The sequence below is a fragment of the Alkalibacterium pelagium genome, assembly GCF_900109325.1.
Taxonomy (GTDB): domain Bacteria; phylum Bacillota; class Bacilli; order Lactobacillales; family Carnobacteriaceae_A; genus Alkalibacterium; species Alkalibacterium pelagium.
In genome coordinates, this window is record NZ_FNZU01000011.1 from 51,333 (window position 1) to 69,071 (window position 17,739).

At 43.1% G+C, this 17,739-nt stretch carries 26 protein-coding genes; 3 read left to right on the forward strand and 23 right to left on the reverse strand.

The genetic code is table 11. The features are described 5' to 3' along the window. Nucleotides 1-49: 49 nt before the first annotated feature. The 22 genes from secY to rpsJ all read right to left on the reverse strand — a co-directional run bounded on the left by secY (nt 50) and on the right by rpsJ (nt 10,826). Nucleotides 50-1,348 (reverse strand): preprotein translocase subunit SecY, encoded by a 1,299-nt coding sequence (secY, locus tag BMX79_RS09265; protein WP_091481946.1) that lies wholly within the window; start codon nt 1,346-1,348, stop codon nt 50-52. Continuing rightward, nucleotides 1,348-1,788 (reverse strand): 50S ribosomal protein L15, encoded by a 441-nt coding sequence (rplO, locus tag BMX79_RS09270; protein ID WP_091265260.1) that lies wholly within the window; start codon nt 1,786-1,788, stop codon nt 1,348-1,350. The genes secY and rplO overlap by 1 nt, the downstream gene beginning before the upstream one ends. 37 nt (nt 1,789-1,825) lie before the next feature. After that, a complete protein-coding gene (rpmD, locus tag BMX79_RS09275; protein WP_091265262.1) occupies nt 1,826-2,005 on the reverse strand; it encodes a 50S ribosomal protein L30 in 180 nt (59 codons plus the stop codon). A gap of 14 nt (nt 2,006-2,019) precedes the next feature. Continuing rightward, complete coding sequence (gene rpsE / locus BMX79_RS09280; protein WP_091265264.1) at nt 2,020-2,523, reverse strand: 30S ribosomal protein S5; 504 nt, start codon at nt 2,521-2,523, stop codon at nt 2,020-2,022. A gap of 22 nt (nt 2,524-2,545) precedes the next feature. Next, complete coding sequence (rplR, locus tag BMX79_RS09285) at nt 2,546-2,911, reverse strand: 50S ribosomal protein L18 (RefSeq protein WP_091265266.1); 366 nt, start codon at nt 2,909-2,911, stop codon at nt 2,546-2,548. 101 nt (nt 2,912-3,012) lie between these two features. Continuing rightward, on the reverse strand, nt 3,013-3,549 hold the full coding sequence (gene rplF / locus BMX79_RS09290; protein ID WP_091481949.1) for a 50S ribosomal protein L6: 537 nt from the start codon (nt 3,547-3,549) through the stop codon (nt 3,013-3,015). A 31-nt stretch (nt 3,550-3,580) separates the two neighbouring features. Continuing rightward, nucleotides 3,581-3,979: a 30S ribosomal protein S8 gene (gene rpsH, locus BMX79_RS09295; protein WP_091481952.1), complete on the reverse strand. Its 399-nt coding sequence runs from the start codon at nt 3,977-3,979 to the stop codon at nt 3,581-3,583. A gap of 139 nt (nt 3,980-4,118) precedes the next feature. Beyond that, the gene (locus BMX79_RS09300; protein ID WP_091265274.1) at nt 4,119-4,304 is read right to left on the reverse strand and encodes a type Z 30S ribosomal protein S14; all 186 of its coding nucleotides are present in this window, start codon (nt 4,302-4,304) and stop codon (nt 4,119-4,121) included. Nucleotides 4,305-4,337: 33 nt separating this feature from the next. Further along, nucleotides 4,338-4,877: a 50S ribosomal protein L5 gene (rplE, locus tag BMX79_RS09305; protein WP_091481954.1), complete on the reverse strand. Its 540-nt coding sequence runs from the start codon at nt 4,875-4,877 to the stop codon at nt 4,338-4,340. 29 nt (nt 4,878-4,906) lie between these two features. Continuing rightward, nucleotides 4,907-5,212 carry a 50S ribosomal protein L24 gene (gene rplX / locus BMX79_RS09310; RefSeq protein WP_091481957.1) on the reverse strand — a complete coding sequence of 102 codons (306 nt, stop codon included), beginning with the start codon at nt 5,210-5,212 and terminating at the stop codon, nt 4,907-4,909. 34 nt (nt 5,213-5,246) lie between these two features. Beyond that, nucleotides 5,247-5,615 carry a 50S ribosomal protein L14 gene (rplN, locus tag BMX79_RS09315; protein WP_091265283.1) on the reverse strand — a complete coding sequence of 123 codons (369 nt, stop codon included), beginning with the start codon at nt 5,613-5,615 and terminating at the stop codon, nt 5,247-5,249. Between the two features lie 82 nt (nt 5,616-5,697). Beyond that, complete coding sequence (gene rpsQ / locus BMX79_RS09320; protein ID WP_091481960.1) at nt 5,698-5,961, reverse strand: 30S ribosomal protein S17; 264 nt, start codon at nt 5,959-5,961, stop codon at nt 5,698-5,700. A gap of 41 nt (nt 5,962-6,002) precedes the next feature. Further along, complete coding sequence (rpmC, locus tag BMX79_RS09325) at nt 6,003-6,194, reverse strand: 50S ribosomal protein L29 (protein ID WP_091481963.1); 192 nt, start codon at nt 6,192-6,194, stop codon at nt 6,003-6,005. Then, nucleotides 6,184-6,615: a 50S ribosomal protein L16 gene (rplP, locus tag BMX79_RS09330; RefSeq protein ID WP_091265288.1), complete on the reverse strand. Its 432-nt coding sequence runs from the start codon at nt 6,613-6,615 to the stop codon at nt 6,184-6,186. Before rplP ends, rpmC begins: the two co-directional genes overlap by 11 nt. A 3-nt stretch (nt 6,616-6,618) precedes the next feature. Beyond that, nucleotides 6,619-7,275 carry a 30S ribosomal protein S3 gene (gene rpsC / locus BMX79_RS09335; protein WP_091481966.1) on the reverse strand — a complete coding sequence of 219 codons (657 nt, stop codon included), beginning with the start codon at nt 7,273-7,275 and terminating at the stop codon, nt 6,619-6,621. A gap of 3 nt (nt 7,276-7,278) precedes the next feature. Beyond that, nucleotides 7,279-7,635: a 50S ribosomal protein L22 gene (gene rplV / locus BMX79_RS09340; protein WP_091481968.1), complete on the reverse strand. Its 357-nt coding sequence runs from the start codon at nt 7,633-7,635 to the stop codon at nt 7,279-7,281. A 21-nt stretch (nt 7,636-7,656) separates the two neighbouring features. Next, a complete protein-coding gene (gene rpsS / locus BMX79_RS09345) occupies nt 7,657-7,932 on the reverse strand; it encodes a 30S ribosomal protein S19 (protein WP_091265296.1) in 276 nt (91 codons plus the stop codon). 66 nt (nt 7,933-7,998) lie between these two features. Beyond that, the gene (gene rplB / locus BMX79_RS09350; protein WP_091481971.1) at nt 7,999-8,835 is read right to left on the reverse strand and encodes a 50S ribosomal protein L2; all 837 of its coding nucleotides are present in this window, start codon (nt 8,833-8,835) and stop codon (nt 7,999-8,001) included. 54 nt (nt 8,836-8,889) lie between these two features. After that, nucleotides 8,890-9,180: a 50S ribosomal protein L23 gene (gene rplW / locus BMX79_RS09355; RefSeq protein WP_091481974.1), complete on the reverse strand. Its 291-nt coding sequence runs from the start codon at nt 9,178-9,180 to the stop codon at nt 8,890-8,892. Further along, the gene (gene rplD / locus BMX79_RS09360) at nt 9,180-9,803 is read right to left on the reverse strand and encodes a 50S ribosomal protein L4 (RefSeq protein ID WP_091481976.1); all 624 of its coding nucleotides are present in this window, start codon (nt 9,801-9,803) and stop codon (nt 9,180-9,182) included. Before rplD ends, rplW begins: the two co-directional genes overlap by 1 nt. Nucleotides 9,804-9,827: 24 nt before the next feature. Then, nucleotides 9,828-10,463, reverse strand: a complete 636-nt coding sequence (rplC, locus tag BMX79_RS09365) for a 50S ribosomal protein L3 (RefSeq protein ID WP_091265305.1) — start codon at nt 10,461-10,463, stop codon at nt 9,828-9,830. Nucleotides 10,464-10,517: 54 nt separating this feature from the next. Further along, nucleotides 10,518-10,826, reverse strand: coding sequence for a 30S ribosomal protein S10 (gene rpsJ, locus BMX79_RS09370; protein WP_091265307.1), 309 nt, complete (start codon nt 10,824-10,826; stop codon nt 10,518-10,520). Nucleotides 10,827-11,625: 799 nt separating this feature from the next. Here rpsJ and BMX79_RS09375 point away from each other — a divergent pair. From BMX79_RS09375 to BMX79_RS09385, 3 genes are read left to right on the forward strand one after another with little or no spacing between them, the layout of a single operon-like run. After that, complete coding sequence (locus BMX79_RS09375) at nt 11,626-12,597, forward strand: AAA family ATPase (RefSeq protein ID WP_091481979.1); 972 nt, start codon at nt 11,626-11,628, stop codon at nt 12,595-12,597. Continuing rightward, complete coding sequence (locus tag BMX79_RS09380; RefSeq protein WP_091481981.1) at nt 12,588-13,613, forward strand: DUF58 domain-containing protein; 1,026 nt, start codon at nt 12,588-12,590, stop codon at nt 13,611-13,613. The genes BMX79_RS09375 and BMX79_RS09380 overlap by 10 nt, the downstream gene beginning before the upstream one ends. A gap of 10 nt (nt 13,614-13,623) precedes the next feature. After that, nucleotides 13,624-16,035: a transglutaminase domain-containing protein gene (locus BMX79_RS09385; protein WP_091481984.1), complete on the forward strand. Its 2,412-nt coding sequence runs from the start codon at nt 13,624-13,626 to the stop codon at nt 16,033-16,035. 346 nt (nt 16,036-16,381) lie between these two features. On the opposite strand, the gene tuf is transcribed toward BMX79_RS09385, so the two are convergent. Then, nucleotides 16,382-17,566, reverse strand: a complete 1,185-nt coding sequence (tuf, locus tag BMX79_RS09390; protein ID WP_091481987.1) for an elongation factor Tu — start codon at nt 17,564-17,566, stop codon at nt 16,382-16,384. Nucleotides 17,567-17,739: the final 173 nt, after the last annotated feature.

Below are 17,739 nucleotides of genomic sequence, written 5' to 3' on the forward strand. Positions count from 1 at the left end.
CCAGCAGTAAAGACTAAGGGGCAAATCGTCTATTTTCAATGGGTTACCATTATGTGCGCTGGATGAAACCTTGGTAACTCTTCTTGCTCAGCAATCCTTCGAGCTGACGCATGGAGTCAAGTGCCACACCGACAACGATGAGCAGGCTTGTTCCTCCTAAAGCAATCGAACTTGGCAGATTGAACAAAGCAGAAGCCACAATCGGAAGCAATGAGATCGTTCCTAGATAAATCGCTCCAACTGTGCTTAAACGAATAAGCATGTAGCCAATGTATTCTTCTGTTGCTCGTCCAGGTCTGACACTAGGAATATATCCATTCTGTTTCTGCAGGTTTTCTGCGGCTTTTTCTGGGTTAACCTGAATGAAGGCGTAGAAGTATGTGAACAGAACAATAAGGATCGTGTACAGAGCTGCTCCAAGCGGTTCCTGAAGATTAAATATGTTATTCAGTGTCTGGAACCATCCAGCATCCTGATTACCTTGAGCAAAGTAACCTAAGATGATCTGAGGAGTCATAAGAAACGAACTGGCGAAGATAACTGGAATAACTCCAGCTGAGTTAACTTTAAGTGGCAATACTGCACTGTCCTTAGACGTGCTGGCACGTTTTGAATAACGGACAGGTATATTACGTTTTGCATTTTCCATAAACGTTACGAGAATAACGAGCAGGATGAATACGACGATGATTCCTGCAGCTAAAGCCCAGGCACTGACGATTTCATCTCCTGCATTACGGATCTGCGTGTTGTAGAACTGCTGTACATCTTGTGGAATACGAGCAATGATCCCTGAGAAGATGATGAATGATGTTCCGTTACCGAAACCGTGGACGGTGATCATTTCACCTAACCACATGACAAGCATCGTTCCTGCTGTAAGGATAATTGCGATCGTCACATACGTGGCTGGTCCAGGGTTTCTTACGAGTCCCAGTCCAGTCAGCGCATTAAATCCATAAGAGATACCAATCGCCTGGAAGAATGCCAGAACGATTGTTAAATAGCGCGTAGCCTGATTCAGCTTTTTACGTCCCACCTCACCCTGCTCGGACCATTCCTTGAATTTAGGAAGAACGTCCATCTGCAGGAGCTGTACGACGATCGATGCCGTGATGTATGGAGATACACCTAGAGCGAAAACAGAGTAACTCCCCAGGGCTCCACCACCAAAGGTATCGAGCAAGTTGAACAAGCCGGTATCTGATAATTCTGTTAATGCCTGTGCATTTACACCCGGTACCGTAATATGCGTTCCGAGACGGAACACGATCAGGATACCTAAGGTGAATAATACACGAGTACGAACATCTTTTTCTTTAATAGCGCCTTTTATCAGTTCGATCATTAGATCACCTCTACTGATCCACCGGCAGCTTCGATCGCTTCTTTAGCAGAAGCAGAAAACTTGTGTGCTTTCACAGTTAGTTTGTGATCGACGTTTCCTTTCGCCAAAACTTTCACACCGGATTTTTCGTTTTTGATTACTCCTGTTTCTACAAGTAGTTCTGGAGTAACTTCTGTACCTTCTTCGAATCGGTTAAGTGTGTCTAAGTTAACAATAGCAAATTCTTTACGGTTGTAGTTAGTAAATCCGCGTTTTGGTAGAGTCTGGAACAATGGTGTCTGTCCACCCTCAAAACCTAAACGTGTTCCTCCGCCTGAACGAGCTTTCTGCCCTTTTTGTCCACGGCCGGATGTTTTTCCGTTACCAGAAGATGATCCGCGACCTACACGGTTACGTGTTTTACGAGATCCTTCTGCAGGTTTTAATTCATGAAGTTTCATAAATTCTGGCACCTCCTTTAGTTAGTCTCTGTACTCATTAGGCTTCTTTAACATCGACTAAATGAGCGATATGTTTGATTGCTCCTCGAACATATTCATTGTCAGGTCTTACCACTGTGTGGTTTGGTTTTCTTAGACCTAAAGTCTGAACTGCCTGGATCTGTTTTTGAGAACGACCAATCAAACTGCGTTTTAAAGTAATTTCCAAGTTTGCCATTGAGTCATCTCTCCTTATCCAAGTAATTCTTCTACGGATTTTCCGCGTAGTTTAGCTACATCTTCAGCACGTTTCAAGTTGCTGATTCCGTCGATTGTTGCACGGATCATGTTGATTGGTGAGCTGGATCCAACTGATTTAGAAGATACGTCTTGTACCCCAGCTAATTCCAGTACCGCACGTACAGGTCCACCAGCAGATACTCCAGAACCGGCAACAGCTGGTTTAAGAATAATCTTACCGCCACCATGGCGTCCGATAATCTGGTGTGGAAGAGTAGTTCCAACCATAGGTACTTCCACAAGATTGTTTTTAGCGTCATCGATCGCTTTACGGATCGCTTCAGGTACTTCCTGAGCTTTACCGGTACCAAAACCGACATGTCCGTTTCTGTCTCCAACAACCACTAAAGCAGCAAAACGCATACGGCGTCCACCTTTAACAACTTTAGTAACACGGTTGATTTCTACTACGCGATCTTCAATATCTAATTTAGATGCATCAATATGAGTTGTCATGTACTGTAACTCCTCCTTTTCTTTAGAATTTAAGTCCGTTTTCACGTGCTGCGTCAGCTAATGCTTGAACGCGTCCGTGGTATTGATATCCTCCACGATCAAAGACTACTTCAGTAATGTCTTTGTCTACTGCGCGTTTAGCTACTAGTGCGCCTACTGCAGCAGCTTCTTCAACTTTTGAATCACCTGAAACATCAGTATCCAAGGAAGATGCACTTGCGAGCGTTACACCCTCTACATCATCAATTACTTGAGCGTAGATGTTTTTATTCGAACGGAAAATGTTCAGACGTGGGCGCTCAGCAGTACCAGAAAGATTTCTGCGAATACGTTTTTGTCTTTTCTTGCGTAATTTGTTTTTATCTGGTTTTGAAATCACAATTGTCACCTCTTTATATAGAATTCTCCTGTTACAGAGATCAACGGGTCAACTGGCAAATAGAGAAGCAGAACACGATACGCTGATGGATCAGGTTCCACTTATACTCATTATTTACCTGTTTTACCTTCTTTACGACGTACGTGTTCGCCTCTGTAGCGAATTCCTTTACCTTTGTATGGCTCAGGTGGACGTACAGCGCGGATGTTAGCAGCTAATGCGCCAACTTTTTCTTTGCTTGCACCTTTAACAGATATAACAGTGTTAGATGGTACTTCGACTGTCAATCCTTCAACTTGTTCAAATTCAACTTGGTGTGAAAGACCAACGCTCAATACAAGTTTAGTACCTTGTAATTGTGCACGGTAACCAACACCATTTAGTTCAAGAACTTTTTCAAATCCAACAGATACACCTTCAACCATGTTGTTCACGATCGCGCGAGTCGTTCCGTGGATCGTACGGCTAGCTTTAGAATCATTTGGACGTGAAAAGATCATTTCGTTGTCTTCGATTTTAATATCAATAACAGGGCTCACTTCACGGGATAATTCTCCGTTTTTCCCTTTAACTGTTACCACGTTTCCGTCGATGTTTACATCAACACCTTCAGGAATAGTGATAGGCTTATTTCCGATACGGCTCAAAGTCCGGCACCTCCTTCATCTTTCTTAATGATTACCAAACGTATGCGAGGACTTCTCCCCCGATATTTTTAGCACGTGCTACTTTATCTGTTACAACGCCTTCTGATGTCGATACTAGGGCGATTCCTAGACCGTTCAGTACTTTAGGCATTTCTTCTGCGTTAACGTATACACGTAAACCTGGTTTAGAGATACGTCTGACACCAGTGATTACACGTTCGTTGTTCTGACCATATTTTAAGAAAATGCGGACGATTCCTTGTTTGTCATCTTCCACGAATTCAACATCCTTGACGAAACCTTCAGATTTCAGGATATCGGCCATAGCTCTTTTTAAGTTAGAAGCAGGAATTTCCACTTTCGTATGACGCGCGTTGTTGGCGTTACGAATACGAGTTAAAAAGTCTGCGATTGGATCTGTCATGACCATTCGTTGTAGCCTCCTTTACGGCAAGTTTTCTAATTCAGTCCCGCTCGGCAGGCTTCATCATTTCTCGTGTTCATGCAGTACTGATACCGAATGATCTGTTCAAAATGTGAAGTCCATTAACCGTGCTGTCCCATGTTGTTTACCAGCTTGCTTTTTTCAAGCCAGGAATTTGACCTTTATATGCTAGCTCACGCAAGCAGATACGGCATAATTTGAATTTTTTGTACACGGAGTGTGGGCGTCCGCAACGTTCACAGCGGGTATACTCACGAGTCGAAAACTTGGCTGGTTTTTTGTTTTTTTCGATCATTGCTTTTTTAGCCATTTCTAATATTACCCTCCTAATAGGTAGTTTAGGTTATTTCTGGAACGGCATTCCCAATTGTCCGAGTAACTCACGAGCTTCTTCGTCTGTGTCAGCTGTTGTGACGATAACGATATCCATTCCGCGAACCTTATCTACATCATCGTAGTCGATTTCAGGGAAAATTAGTTGCTCTTTGATTCCCAGCGTGTAGTTACCACGGCCGTCAAATGCATTTTTGCTCACTCCACGGAAATCACGTACACGAGGTAATGAAACAGAAACTAATTTATCCAGGAAATCATACATGCGTGTTCCACGCAGGGTAACTTTCGTACCGATCGGCATACCTTCACGTAGACGGAAACCGGCGATAGATTTTTTCGCACGAGTGACAACTGGTTTTTGTCCAGAAATTTTAGTTAGTTCTTCTACTGCTTTGTCTAAGTTTTTAGTGTTTGATACAGCGTCGCCTACACCCATGTTGATAACGATCTTGTCAACTTGTGGTGCCTGCATGATAGAGCTGTATTCAAATTTTTCAACTAATGATGGACGTACATCATTGTTATATTTTTCTTTAAGGCGTGTCATTTATGAATGCCCTCCTTTCCTACTTTATATTAAAGTGCTTCGCCAGATTTTTTAGCGTAGCGTACTTTCTTGCCATCTTCGATCTTGTAACCTACACGTGTAGATTCTCCTGATTTAGGATCGATCAATTGAACATTAGAAACGTGAATTGGTGCTTCTGTTTCAACAATTCCGCCTTCTTGTCCCATACCAGTAGGACGGGTATGTTTTTTCATGATGTTGATCCCTTCAACGATCACTTTGCTTTGTTTAGGCATAGCAGAAAGGACTGTTCCTTCTTTACCTTTGTCCTTACCAGCTAAAACTCTAACTTTATCTCCTGATTTTACAAACATTCTCTAGCGCACCTCCTTATGACGTTTATCGGAATTATAGAACTTCCGGAGCTAACGAAACAATTCTCATAAAGTCATTCTCACGTAATTCACGAGCAACTGGTCCGAAGATACGTGTTCCACGTGGTGCTTTGTCTTCACGAATAATTACACATGCATTTTCGTCAAATTTGATATATGAACCGTCTGGGCGTCTCGCACCAGATTTAGAGCGGACGATTACTGCACGAGCAACGTCTCCCTTTTTAACAACGCCGCCTGGTGTTGCCTGTTTAACAGTAACAACTACTTCATCACCGATGTTAGCCGTTTTAGCGCCTGAGCCACCTAGAACTTTAATGACCAGCACTTCACGTGCACCAGAGTTGTCAGCGACTTTCATTCGACTTTCTGTTTGAATCACGTTAGGATCCTCCTTTCAAACTCACGATAAAGCTTTATAGCTTTTCGTTGTGTACCTACCGCTGAGCGGTATTGTGTTCTAATTAAAGAACGATAGCCTCTTCTACCACTTCTAATAGACGGAATCTTTTGTCTTTAGACAATGGACGAGTTTCCATGATTGTAACAACGTCGCCAGTTTTGGCAGTATTGTTTTCATCATGAGCTTTGAATTTAGTTGAGTATTTCATTTGTTTTTTGTATTTAGGGTGTGACTTACGAGTAGCAATTTCAACTACGATGGTTTTATCCATCTTGTCTGAAACGACTCTTCCCTGATACACTTTACGATCATTACGTTCAGCCATTGTTTAGCCTCCTTTGATTAAGCTATTACACTCAGTGTTACTTATACTGCTTCAGTCTGACGCAGAACAGTTTTTACACGAGCGATACTTTTACGGACCTCTTTAATGCGAGCGGTGTTTTCCAATTGTCCAGTAGCTAATTGAAAGCGTAAGTTGAATAGCTCTTCTTTAAATTCTGCTTCTTTTTCAATTAATTCAGTAGTGGATAAGCCTTTTAATTCATTAGCCTTCATTTGAGTCACCACTTTCTTCACGAGTTACTATCCTAGTTTTCACAGGTAGTTTGTGTGAAGCTAAACGCAATGCTTCTCGAGCGACTTCGTCAGATACGCCACCGATTTCAAACATGATTTTCCCACGTTTAACAGGTGCTACCCAGCTTTCAGGAGCTCCTTTACCAGAACCCATACGTACGCCGATTGCTTTAGCTGTCACTGGTTTGTGAGGGAAAATTTTAATCCATACTTTCCCACCACGTTTCATATAACGAGTCATCGCTATACGAGCTGATTCGATCTGTCTGCTTGTGATCCATACAGAATCAACAGCCTGCAGACCATATTGACCATATGCTATTTCTTTACCACCTTTAGCTTCGCCTCTCATTTTCCCACGAAACTCACGACGGTGTTTCACACGTTTTGGTACTAACATTGATTATTTCCCTCCTTTCTTGGTATCCATTCTTTCTGGAAGAACTTCTCCTTTGTAGATCCATACTTTAATACCTAGTTTACCGTAAGTAGTGTCAGCCTCTTCGTTAGCATAATCGATGTCTGCACGAAGTGTATGCAAAGGAACAGTTCCTTCTGAAAAACTTTCACTACGAGCAATATCTGCTCCGTTTAGTCGACCGGCTACCATTGTACGGATCCCTTTAGCTCCCATACGCATTGCACGTTGGATTGCCTGTTTCTGCGCACGACGGAATGAAATACGGTTTTCAAGCTGGTCAGCGATACTCTTAGCTACTAATGTAGCATCAAGATCTGCTTTTTTGATTTCCACGATGTTCACGTGTACTCTCTTGTTAGTCAAGTTGTTTAAGCCATTTCTCAATGCATCAACTTCTGATCCACCTTTACCAATGACCATTCCTGGTTTAGCAGTGTGAATCGATACATTGATTCTGTTTGCTGCACGTTCGATTTCTACGCGAGAAATGGAAGCATCGCTTAATTTCTTAGCAATGTACTCACGAACAGCAATATCTTCATGTAATTTATCTGCAAAATCTTTTTCTGCGTACCATTTAGCATCCCAATCTTTGATGACGCCAACACGCAGTCCATGAGGATTTACTTTTTGTCCCATTGATTACCCCTCCTTCTTCTCTGATACCACTACTGTAATGTGGCTTGTTCTTTTGTTGATTCTTGAAGCTGCACCTTTTGCACGAGGGCGGAACCTTTTTAAGGTTGCTCCTTCATTGACATAGGCTTCACTTACGATTAGTTCTTCGATATCCATATCGTAGTTGTGTTCAGCATTTGCAATTGCTGACATCAAGACTTTTTCTACCGCTTCCGCTGCTCCTCTGTTAGTGAAGCGAAGGATAGAAATAGCTTCTGCAGCACTTTTACCTCTAATGGTGTCAACGACCAGACGTGCTTTACGCGGTGCAATACGAACCATGCGAGCTGTTGCTTTTGCTGCTGTTACTGTTTCTGCCATGAATGTATCCTCCCTTCGCTATTAACGTTTAGTCGTGCGGTCGTCTTTTCCGTGTCCGCGGTACGTTCTTGTTGGTGCAAATTCACCTAGTTTGTGTCCTACCATGTCTTCTTGAACATAGACGGGCACGTGTTTTCTTCCATCATATACGGCAATGGTATGACCTACAAAGTTCGGAAAGATTGTTGAGCGACGTGACCATGTTTTAATGACACGTTTGTTATCGTCATCCATTTCGCGAACTTTTTTCATCAGATGATCATCGACGAAAGGTCCCTTTTTCAAACTACGGCTCATGTATTGCCCTCCTTTTGGGGTTCTTCCCCTTATAATCGTTACGTTTTACAGTTAATCCGTGATCGTTTATTTCTTAGCTTTACGACGACGAACGATAAGTTTATCTGAACGGTTCTTACCTTTACGGGTTTTCTTACCAAGAGTAGGTTTACCCCAAGGTGACATTGGACTTGGACGTCCGATTGGTGCTTTACCTTCACCACCACCGTGTGGGTGATCGTTCGGGTTCATTACAGATCCACGGACAGTTGGGCGCTTGCCTAACCAGCGGCTACGTCCAGCTTTACCGATGTTGATCAGTTCGTGCTGTTCGTTTCCTACAGTACCGATTGTTGCACGGCAGCTTTGAAGGATCAGACGGCTTTCACCAGAGCTTAAACGAACCAGTGCGTATTTACCTTCTTTACCAAGAACTTGAGCAGAAGTACCAGCTGAACGAACAAGCTGTCCGCCTTTACCAGGTTTCAACTCAACGTTGTGTACGAACGTACCAACAGGAATGTTTGCCAATGGCAGTGCATTACCTACTTGGATGTCTGCATCTACGCCAGAGTAGATATCTGTTCCTACTTTAAGTCCTTTAGGTGCAAGAATGTATGCTTTTGTTCCGTCCTCATATTGGATCAATGAGATGTTAGCAGAACGGTTTGGATCATATTCAATCGTTTTAACGATACCGCGAACGCCATCTTTTTGACGTTTGAAGTCGATCACACGGTATTTATGCTTGTGGCCTCCGCCTTGATGACGGACAGTGATTTTACCAGCGTTGTTACGTCCAGCACGTTTTGGGTTTGGTCTCAGCAAGCTTTTTTCTGGTGTGCTTGTTGTGATTTCAGCAAAGTCTGACCCAGTCATGTTACGACGTCCGTTTGTGGTTGGTTTATATTTCTTAATCGCCACGTGATTCCCCTCCTTGTTAAACTAGTTTCGTGAATAGTGTTTAAATTTCAGTTATTATTCTTCGTCTCCGAACAATGCAATGTCATTCGAATCAGCAGATAAAGTAACGATCGCTTTACGGCGTTTTTTAGTATATCCTTCATAACGTCCCATACGCTTAGGTTTAGGCGCAGTGTTTATAACGTTGACTTTATCAACTTTTACGTCGAAAATTTCTTCAACAGCTTTTTTGATTGTTGTTTTTTTAGCACGAACATCAACTTCGAAGGTATACTTTTTGCTGTCCATAGCATACATAGAAGCTTCAGTGATGATCGGGCGTAAGATTACGTCACGTGCATTCATTATTGAAGAGCCTCCTCTACTTTTTCCAGAGCAGCCTTCGTCAAGATGAGTTTGTCATGCGCAACAACATCTAGCACTGATACATTGTTAGGAGCTACAACTTTAACTCCTGGAATGTTGCGTGCAGAAAGTTTTGCGAATTCATTGTCATCCTCTAAGACAACCAGAGCTTTTCTGTTGACATCAAGGTTATTGAGTACCGCTCTGAACTCTTTTGTTTTTGGTGCATCGAAGTTCAGTCCGTCTACGATTACGATTTCTTCATCTATTACTTTAGTAGAAAGAACAGATTTGATCGCTAAGCGACGAACTTTCTTAGGTAGCTTGTAGCTGTATGAACGAGGTGTAGGTCCGAATACGGTACCTCCTCCACGCCATTGTGGTGAACGGATTGAGCCTTGACGAGCTCGTCCAGTTCCTTTCTGACGCCATGGTTTGCGTCCTCCGCCGCGCACTGCGCTACGGTTTTTTACTGCATGTGTTCCTTGTCTTAATGACGCACGCTGCATAGTGATTGCATCAAAAACGACGTTTTCGTTTGGTTCGATACCAAAGATTGCATCATTTAATGTTACATCGCCATTTTGCGTTCCGTCTTGTTTAAATAACGTTACAGTTGGCATTCTGCTAGTCCTCCCTTCCTGATATTACTTGTCTGCTTTTTCTGCAGTTCTAATTTGTACAAGTGATTTTTTAGCTCCTGGTACATTACCTTTGATCAGTAAAACGTTGCGTTCAGTATCAACACGAACGATTTCCAGATTCTGTACAGTGACACGGTCGCCACCCATACGTCCAGCTAGTTTTTTACCTTTGAATACTCTTGCAGGGTGAGTAGCCATACCCATTGATCCAGGACGACGGTGGTAACGAGAACCGTGCGTTTCAGGTCCGCGGCTTTGGCCGTGACGTTTGATAACACCCTGGAATCCTTTACCTTTAGACGTTCCTGTTACATCGACGATATCGCCTTCTGCAAATGTGTCTACTAATACTTCGTTTCCAACTTCTACGTCACCTAGCTCTGCATCTCTGAATTCTCGAATGAAGCGCTTAGGAGCCGTGTTAGCTTTTTTAACATGACCTTGTGCCGGTTTGTTAGATAAAACTTCACGTTTATCTTCGATTCCTAACTGAACTGAGTTATAACCGTCTGTTTCAACAGTTTTAACCTGCAGTACAACGTTAGGTTTCACTTCAACAACTGTTACAGGTACTAATTCACCTGATTCGCTGAAGATTTGAGTCATTCCGACTTTTTTTCCTAAGATTCCCTTGGTCATGAGTACACCTCCGTTATGTTAGTTTTTTATAGTTTAAGTTGTGTTGCTGATTAATTATAATTTGATTTCGATGTCTACGCCTGACGGTAAGTCAAGTTTAGTCAACGCATCAACAGTCTTTGGTGTTGGATTCAAGATATCCACAAGACGTTTGTGCGTACGCATTTCAAACTGCTCACGTGAATCTTTGTATTTATGTGGTGAACGGATGATTGTGTACAATTTACGTTCAGTTGGCAATGGGATTGGACCAGATACGTTTGCCCCAGTTCTTTTTGCCGTTTCCACGATTTTGTCAGCTGATTGATCAAGTACTCGATGCTCGTAAGCTTTTAGACGAATACGAATTTTTTGATTTGCCATGTTTTTCCCTCCTTCGCTTATTTAAGAAATAAACCTAGCTCCACGAAAATTTTCGGCCACCCTCCATGGCAATGCATCCGGGTGTGTCGTAACCTCTCGCTTCCTAGCCGCGGTTCTATGATCGATGCCTACCAGCGATTTCTATTTATACACAGGTTCAATAGATCCCGCCGAAATAAACGTCTCTCACAGACACCTATACAAGTATACAGACAACACGGACTAGAATCAAGTGTTTTTAAGCTTTTTATTGTTTTATTGCCAGTTTTTTTCTGTCTGTCCTGTATTAAACAACACTCCTTGTATTATAGGGGTTCCTGTCACTCCCTGCACCCTTTTTCACTCGGTATTTCAGCCTTTTTCATCAGGTTTCACTATTCTGCCACATTTGAGCTACCTGCTTCTCCAAAGTAACTTTCTTTCTGTTTTATTAGGTTGCTTCTATAGAATAGGGTGATCTTCGTTACTTCTAGAGGTGCTTGCTGCTTTTAGAGAGTCTTCGCAACGTTTAACTTAGGGTGCCCTCGCCAGACTTGAGTCTTATATGGAAGAAACTGGATTATATTATCACAATCTTGTCAATTCAGGCCCTCTACTCTGCAACTTTTCTTCTATATAATAGAAACAGTTTTCTGCCCCATTAAAAAACACTTATTATTTGTAACTATTTTTCGACAGAATACCTTAATACATTGTATTTTCGCGCTATTCTATATACAATAGTTAAAACTATTACACTAGTCTATCTCTGTATTCATGTGCATCACCAGCATCTATTCTATTTTGAGGGAGAGTATTCATGACCTTTTCAGAAACTACTAACCAATCAGTCAGACAACTCCACAAACTGATCGACACTGTTGACGACATCATCATAGGAAAGAAAGACGTAACCCGCCTGACCATAGTTGCTATGCTAGCTGGCGGACATGTCCTGTTTGAAGATATTCCCGGCGTCGGAAAAACTTTGCTGATCAGAACGATCGCAAAGTGTCTTGAAGCGGACTTTGCCCGAATCCAGTTCACACCCGACCTGATTCCTTCTGATATCATCGGATTCTCAGTTCCCACTGGTGAAGGTGCAGTTTTTAATTTCCGCAAAGGTCCGATCTTCAACCAACTGCTTCTGGCAGATGAGATCAATAGAACCTCTCCGCGTACTCAAGCTGCCATGCTTGAAGCTATGTCAGAAAAACAAGTGACTATAGATGGGAATACCTACAGCCTGCCGGAACCCTTTTTCGTTCTGGCTACACAGAATCCTATTGAATACGAGGGGACCTACCCGTTACCCGAAGCTCAACTTGACCGTTTTCTGTTTCAGCTCTCTTTAGGTTATCCGGACAACGATCAGGAGGTTCTGATGCTGGCGTCACCGGACCAGTTAAAATCTGTAGATAAACTTGATCCAGTCATGTCACTTGACGACTTCCTGTCACTTAAGGATGAGGTCGAGAAAGTACATGTTGAAGAGCGACTTCTTCATTACATTGTCTCTCTTGCCTCACTGACCCGTAATCATCCGTCAGTTAGACTCGGAATCAGCCCTCGGGGTAATCAGTACTGTCTTTCCGCAGCCAAGGCTCATGCTTTAATTGACGGGAGAGATTATGTCACACCAACAGACATCCTGACTGTGCTTAAGCCTGTCTACCGCCATCGCCTTCTTTTTGAAAATACTTTGACTAAGGATGAGGTCGACACATTTATAGATGATCTGACAAAAGATCTGATCGTACCGACTGTGAGAGGAAAAAGACGATGGGACTGAATGCAACGCGAATACGCCTCGTCTTCTATTTTATCCTCTATATTCTGATTATTCTCTATGCTGTGACATTTACAACAACGGTAGCCTATTTTCTTTTCTATGCTTTTACACTACTGTTTGGACTAGCTTTTCTGTCATCCAGACAGATGCTGGTCATAACGGATGTGAACTGGTATAAATCGGATACGAATCATATTAAATTATCACTGACCGGACGCTCCAAAGGAAAGCTGCCTTTTCTCCTGTCATCCATGCGGCTGACACTTAACAAAGGTCAGCACTCGGATACGCAAGTCAGTTCCTGTTTCTTTTCCAGGAAAATCACTGTTTCCTTCGATTCCATCTATCTTCCAAGAGGGAGCCACGATCACCTGACTGTCGAAGTCGACTCACTCAGCGTGTTCGGTCTCTGGAAAAGGCGACTGGTCTATCAGGTGCCCATCCAGGCAGAGATTTATCCTTACCTCCTGACCAAATCAAACCGTGGAAAACTGATGAGAAGAATTAATCCTAGCCTGACAAGTGCCCCTCACTCCTCTCTTCACGAATTTTACGTCAAAGAGATCCGAAGCTACCAGCATCGCGACGCCTTTAGTCTGATCGACTGGAAAACAAGCTTAAGACGAGGGCAGTGGATGGTTAAGGATTATGAACATGAAGAGGAAGCTCCAGTCGACTTGGTTTTTTATGGCGGGAGTGAGACGGACTTTGAATTTCTCTTGAGTGTTGCCTACAGTTTGTATGATGAGCTGAATCAGGCCTATTCCTCTAATTTATATCTTATTGGAGAATATGATCATGTTCCAGATGTCCGTAAGACTGAACCTGATTTCCTATTCGTACAACCAGCAACCGATCAGAATGCTTTAGCAGAACTATACAGACAATCTGTTTCCTCCGACAGTAAGCGAATCATCATTAAACCCAGCGACAGCCCACTCCCTTCCTATCAGACAGCCGATAACTCAGACCTGATCCTTGACGAACACGATCTTCATTTCTTAAAAGGAGGATGACTTTATCGATATGACCCATACTAATAAACTGGATATCTTCCGGAACTGCATCATCGGAATAGTCCATAGCTTCGTATTCCTTCCCATCTTGCTTTTTGCTTTTGAATTGAACCGATTGTCCGGCAGTCGATACCTTGTCGTATACTTTATTCTAGCTCAAGCAGCTGCTGTTCTACTAAGTAAATGGTGGCCTTACTTCATTGTACAGCTCGCACAACTTTTGGCTTTTATCTATGTACTTTTCCCGCCACCGGAAAATCCCTTGTCCTTTCTGACCTGGTTGAGAGAAACGGGTGCAGAAGGTCTTGACCAGTGGCGACTTCTGCTGGCAAGTGAATTGTTTGAAACACCCATGCTGCTGATCATGGCACTTCTGTTCGCAGCTATCTCTCTACTGACATACTTGACTGTTCAGCGTAAGCTGGCCATCCCCTCGTTTTTAACTGGTTTCATTTATCTGATGATCGTCCACACATTCACTGCCAACCGAGTTCTTCCGGAAGTAATCCAGCTGGTCGGATTCGGATTTCTGCTTATTGCTCTCATGCAGCTCAATGTTAGAACAACTTGGTTCTCTTTCATCAAGAGCGTCACCCTTACGGCCCTGTTCACTTTAGGACTTACTAGTTTATCGGTCTGGGGCGTCGACCGCTTGAGACCTACACAGGAATGGATCGAAGTTCGATCTCAAGGTTACCAGAAAGAACTTGATGACCGCGGAGTATTTGACTGGATCAACACATACAGCAGCGGCATCGGATTCCGCCGTACCGGTTTCGGACTGGACGACACTACTCTTGGCGGACCCTTAAGACAGGATTTCACCCCCTTATTTAGAGCGTACACCTCAGAACCTCATTACTGGAAAGTTCTTCACCGTACTGAATATACTGGTGAGGGTTGGGAAAGTAACGAGAATGAGCTGGGACGTCCCGTTTACTCTCCTTATAATGTCAGATACGACATAACAACGACTCCTGCTCAAAGAGAACAGATGGTGCGTGAAGAACCGATTAACACTGTACCGGTAGAATGGCTGGACGAGGCAGGCTATATCGCCTACCCGTACGGCTGGTACGATGTAGACGTCGATAACAAAGAAGCACCATACACACTTCAGCGATTTGACAGCAGCTCATACTTCAGTCTTGAATCTGATGAAGAAACACTGACTGACTATACGGTCACTTATGATTCCACTTTTCCAAGTCGTTTCGATGACGACCTACTCAGAGTGGATGACGGCTGGCGTGACGCTTACTTTAACCTATTCGCTGACAATAGCGAAGATGATCAGCCTGAGCTGGCCGATACTGAAGAAATGATGGCCATGTGGTTCGGACCAGAGCTCCAGCTTCCTGAGACACTTCCTCAACGGGTTATTGACTTGGCTCACGAGCTGACTGATGAGTATGAAAATGAATATGACAAGGTACGCGCAATTGAACGTTATCTTAAAGAAGAAGGCGGGTTCCGTTACAGTCTTCTTGAAGTGGAAAACACACCAGATGACGGTGACTATGTTGATCATTTCCTGTTCGAATCAAAAATTGGCTATTGTAATAACTTTTCTACAGCTATGACAATCATGCTAAGAGCTATCGACATTCCGGCGAGATGGTCCAAGGGCTTTACACCAGGCACGCAGTACACCGATGAAGCTGGCGAAACATTTTATCAAGTCAGTAACTCAAATGCTCATTCGTGGGTCGAGGTATTCTTTCCGAGTCATGGATGGGTGCCGTTTGAACCAAGCCCGTCATTTGCCAATCCTATGACTAACCCCGAACCAGTTGCGACAGTAGGTGGCGAAACCTACACCTTCGAGGACGAGGACTTTATCAACCCTGAAGACGAGTTGCCTGAGAATGATGCTCAAGCTGAAGAACCTTCTTCTGATGAATCTGATGAAGAGGATGCTGCTGCTCTGGCCGGAATCGATGCTGGTTCAGATTATGATGGCCCTTCAGGCGATGAAACAAGCTTTGCAGTCAGATGGTCACTTGTGCTGAATTTATCTGGTATTGTCTTTGTTCTCATTAGTACCTTAATGATTATTTTCAGATGGAAAATAACTGCTAGTGTCTTCCGATTGATAGTCAGACGAGAATGGATTACTGTTGATCGTGCCTGCTCAGGCATTCTTAATCTGTTCCGGTTTAAACTGAAACGGGAGCCCGGACAGACGGTTGGTCGCTACCTCAACCAGTGGACTCCGTTCATTCCTAAAAAATCTCGAACAGTCGATGACTTCACTGCATTGACTGACAGCTTATTCTATGGTCCAGAGCAATCTCATTCTAGCTGGACACCAGATCAGAAAGAGACAGTAATCGGTATGATCGATCTGCTCGAAGATCTTCCGGACCTGAAACGTCACCCGAGAGAGCCTCATCCTTTAAGCGGAAAACTTATTCAGTAGTCTGTTAGACTGTACTATCCTTACCGATGAATAAAAAAACTAGAGAAAAATCAGACCGACTGTACTGACCTGAAAATATGGTCAGTGCGGCCGGTCTTTTCTTTAATCTAAAAAGACTGTTTTCGCTGGGCGAAAACAGCCCATATGAAAATGTTAGGATGATAAAAGCCGATAATCTCGGCTTATTCTTTTACATTATTCTTAGTCCTATACCGATTGTGCCGGAACTCAGGCTCCTTTTCTGTCCGAGTTATAGTCCTATGCCAATATTCCAGCGTTTAATGCAAAAAAGAGAGCTTAGAAGAAAAATCTTCTAAGCTCTCTTGAACTAGCTCATTGAAAAATATTATTCAACAATTTTAGTTACAACGCCAGCTCCAACAGTACGTCCACCTTCACGGATAGTGAATTTAGTACCATCTTCAACAGCGATTGGAGCGATTAGAGAAACGCTCATGTTAGTGTTATCGCCAGGCATAACCATTTCAGTTCCTTCTGGAAGTTCAACAACACCAGTTACGTCTGTTGTACGGAAGAAGAACTGTGGGCGGTAGTTAGTGAAGAATGGAGTGTGACGTCCACCCTCTTCTTTTGAAAGAACATATACTTCTGCATCAAATTTAGTATGCGGAGTAATTGAACCAGGTTTAGCTAAAACTTGACCACGTTCGATGTTGTCACGTGACATACCACGTAGCAACGCACCGATGTTGTCTCCAGCTTCAGCGTAGTCTAGTAATTTACGGAACATTTCAACACCTGTAACAGTTGTTTTAGCAGTGTCTTTAATTCCGACAACTTCAACTTCGTCACCAACGCGAACTTCACCAGTTTCAACACGACCAGTTGCAACTGTACCACGACCAGTGATTGAGAATACGTCCTCAACTGGCATCATGAATGGTTTAGCAGAGTCACGTTCTGGAGCAGGGATGTAGTCATCTACAGCGTCCATAAGTTCAAGGATTTTCTCTTCGTATTCTGCATCGCCTTCAAGAGCTTTAAGTGCAGAACCAGCAACTACAGGAATGTCGTCGCCTGGGAAGTCGTATTCGCTTAATAGGTCACGAACTTCCATTTCAACTAATTCTAGTAATTCTTCATCGTCGACCATGTCAACTTTGTTCAGGAATACAACGATGTAAGGAACACCAACCTGACGTGAAAGCAGGATGTGCTCACGAGTTTGAGGCATTGGTCCGTCAGCAGCAGAAACTACCAAGATAGCTCCGTCCATTTGAGCAGCACCAGTGATCATGTTTTTAACGTAGTCCGCGTGTCCTGGGCAGTCAACGTGTGCATAGTGACGTGTATCAGTTTCGTACTCAACGTGTGAAGTAGAAATTGTGATTCCACGTTCTTTTTCTTCTGCAGCACCATCAATTGAATCGTATGCTTGAGCTTGTGCATAACCTTTTTTAGATAGTACTGTAGTGATTGCAGCTGTTAGAGTTGTTTTACCGTGGTCAACGTGTCCGATTGTTCCAATGTTCATATGCTGCTTGGAACGGTCAAATTTTTCTTTAGCCATTTTAAATATTTCCTCCTTAGGATTATCTTCTTTTTTTAAATAGAAAATAGTATTTTCTATTCCTATTTACTCTAGTTTATTATACCGGTAGACCGGTATAAAATCAATCGATTTGGCAGATCAGACCTGCTGTCCAGTCAGGTTATGACTGGGCGCAGCAGCGTCTGCCTCAG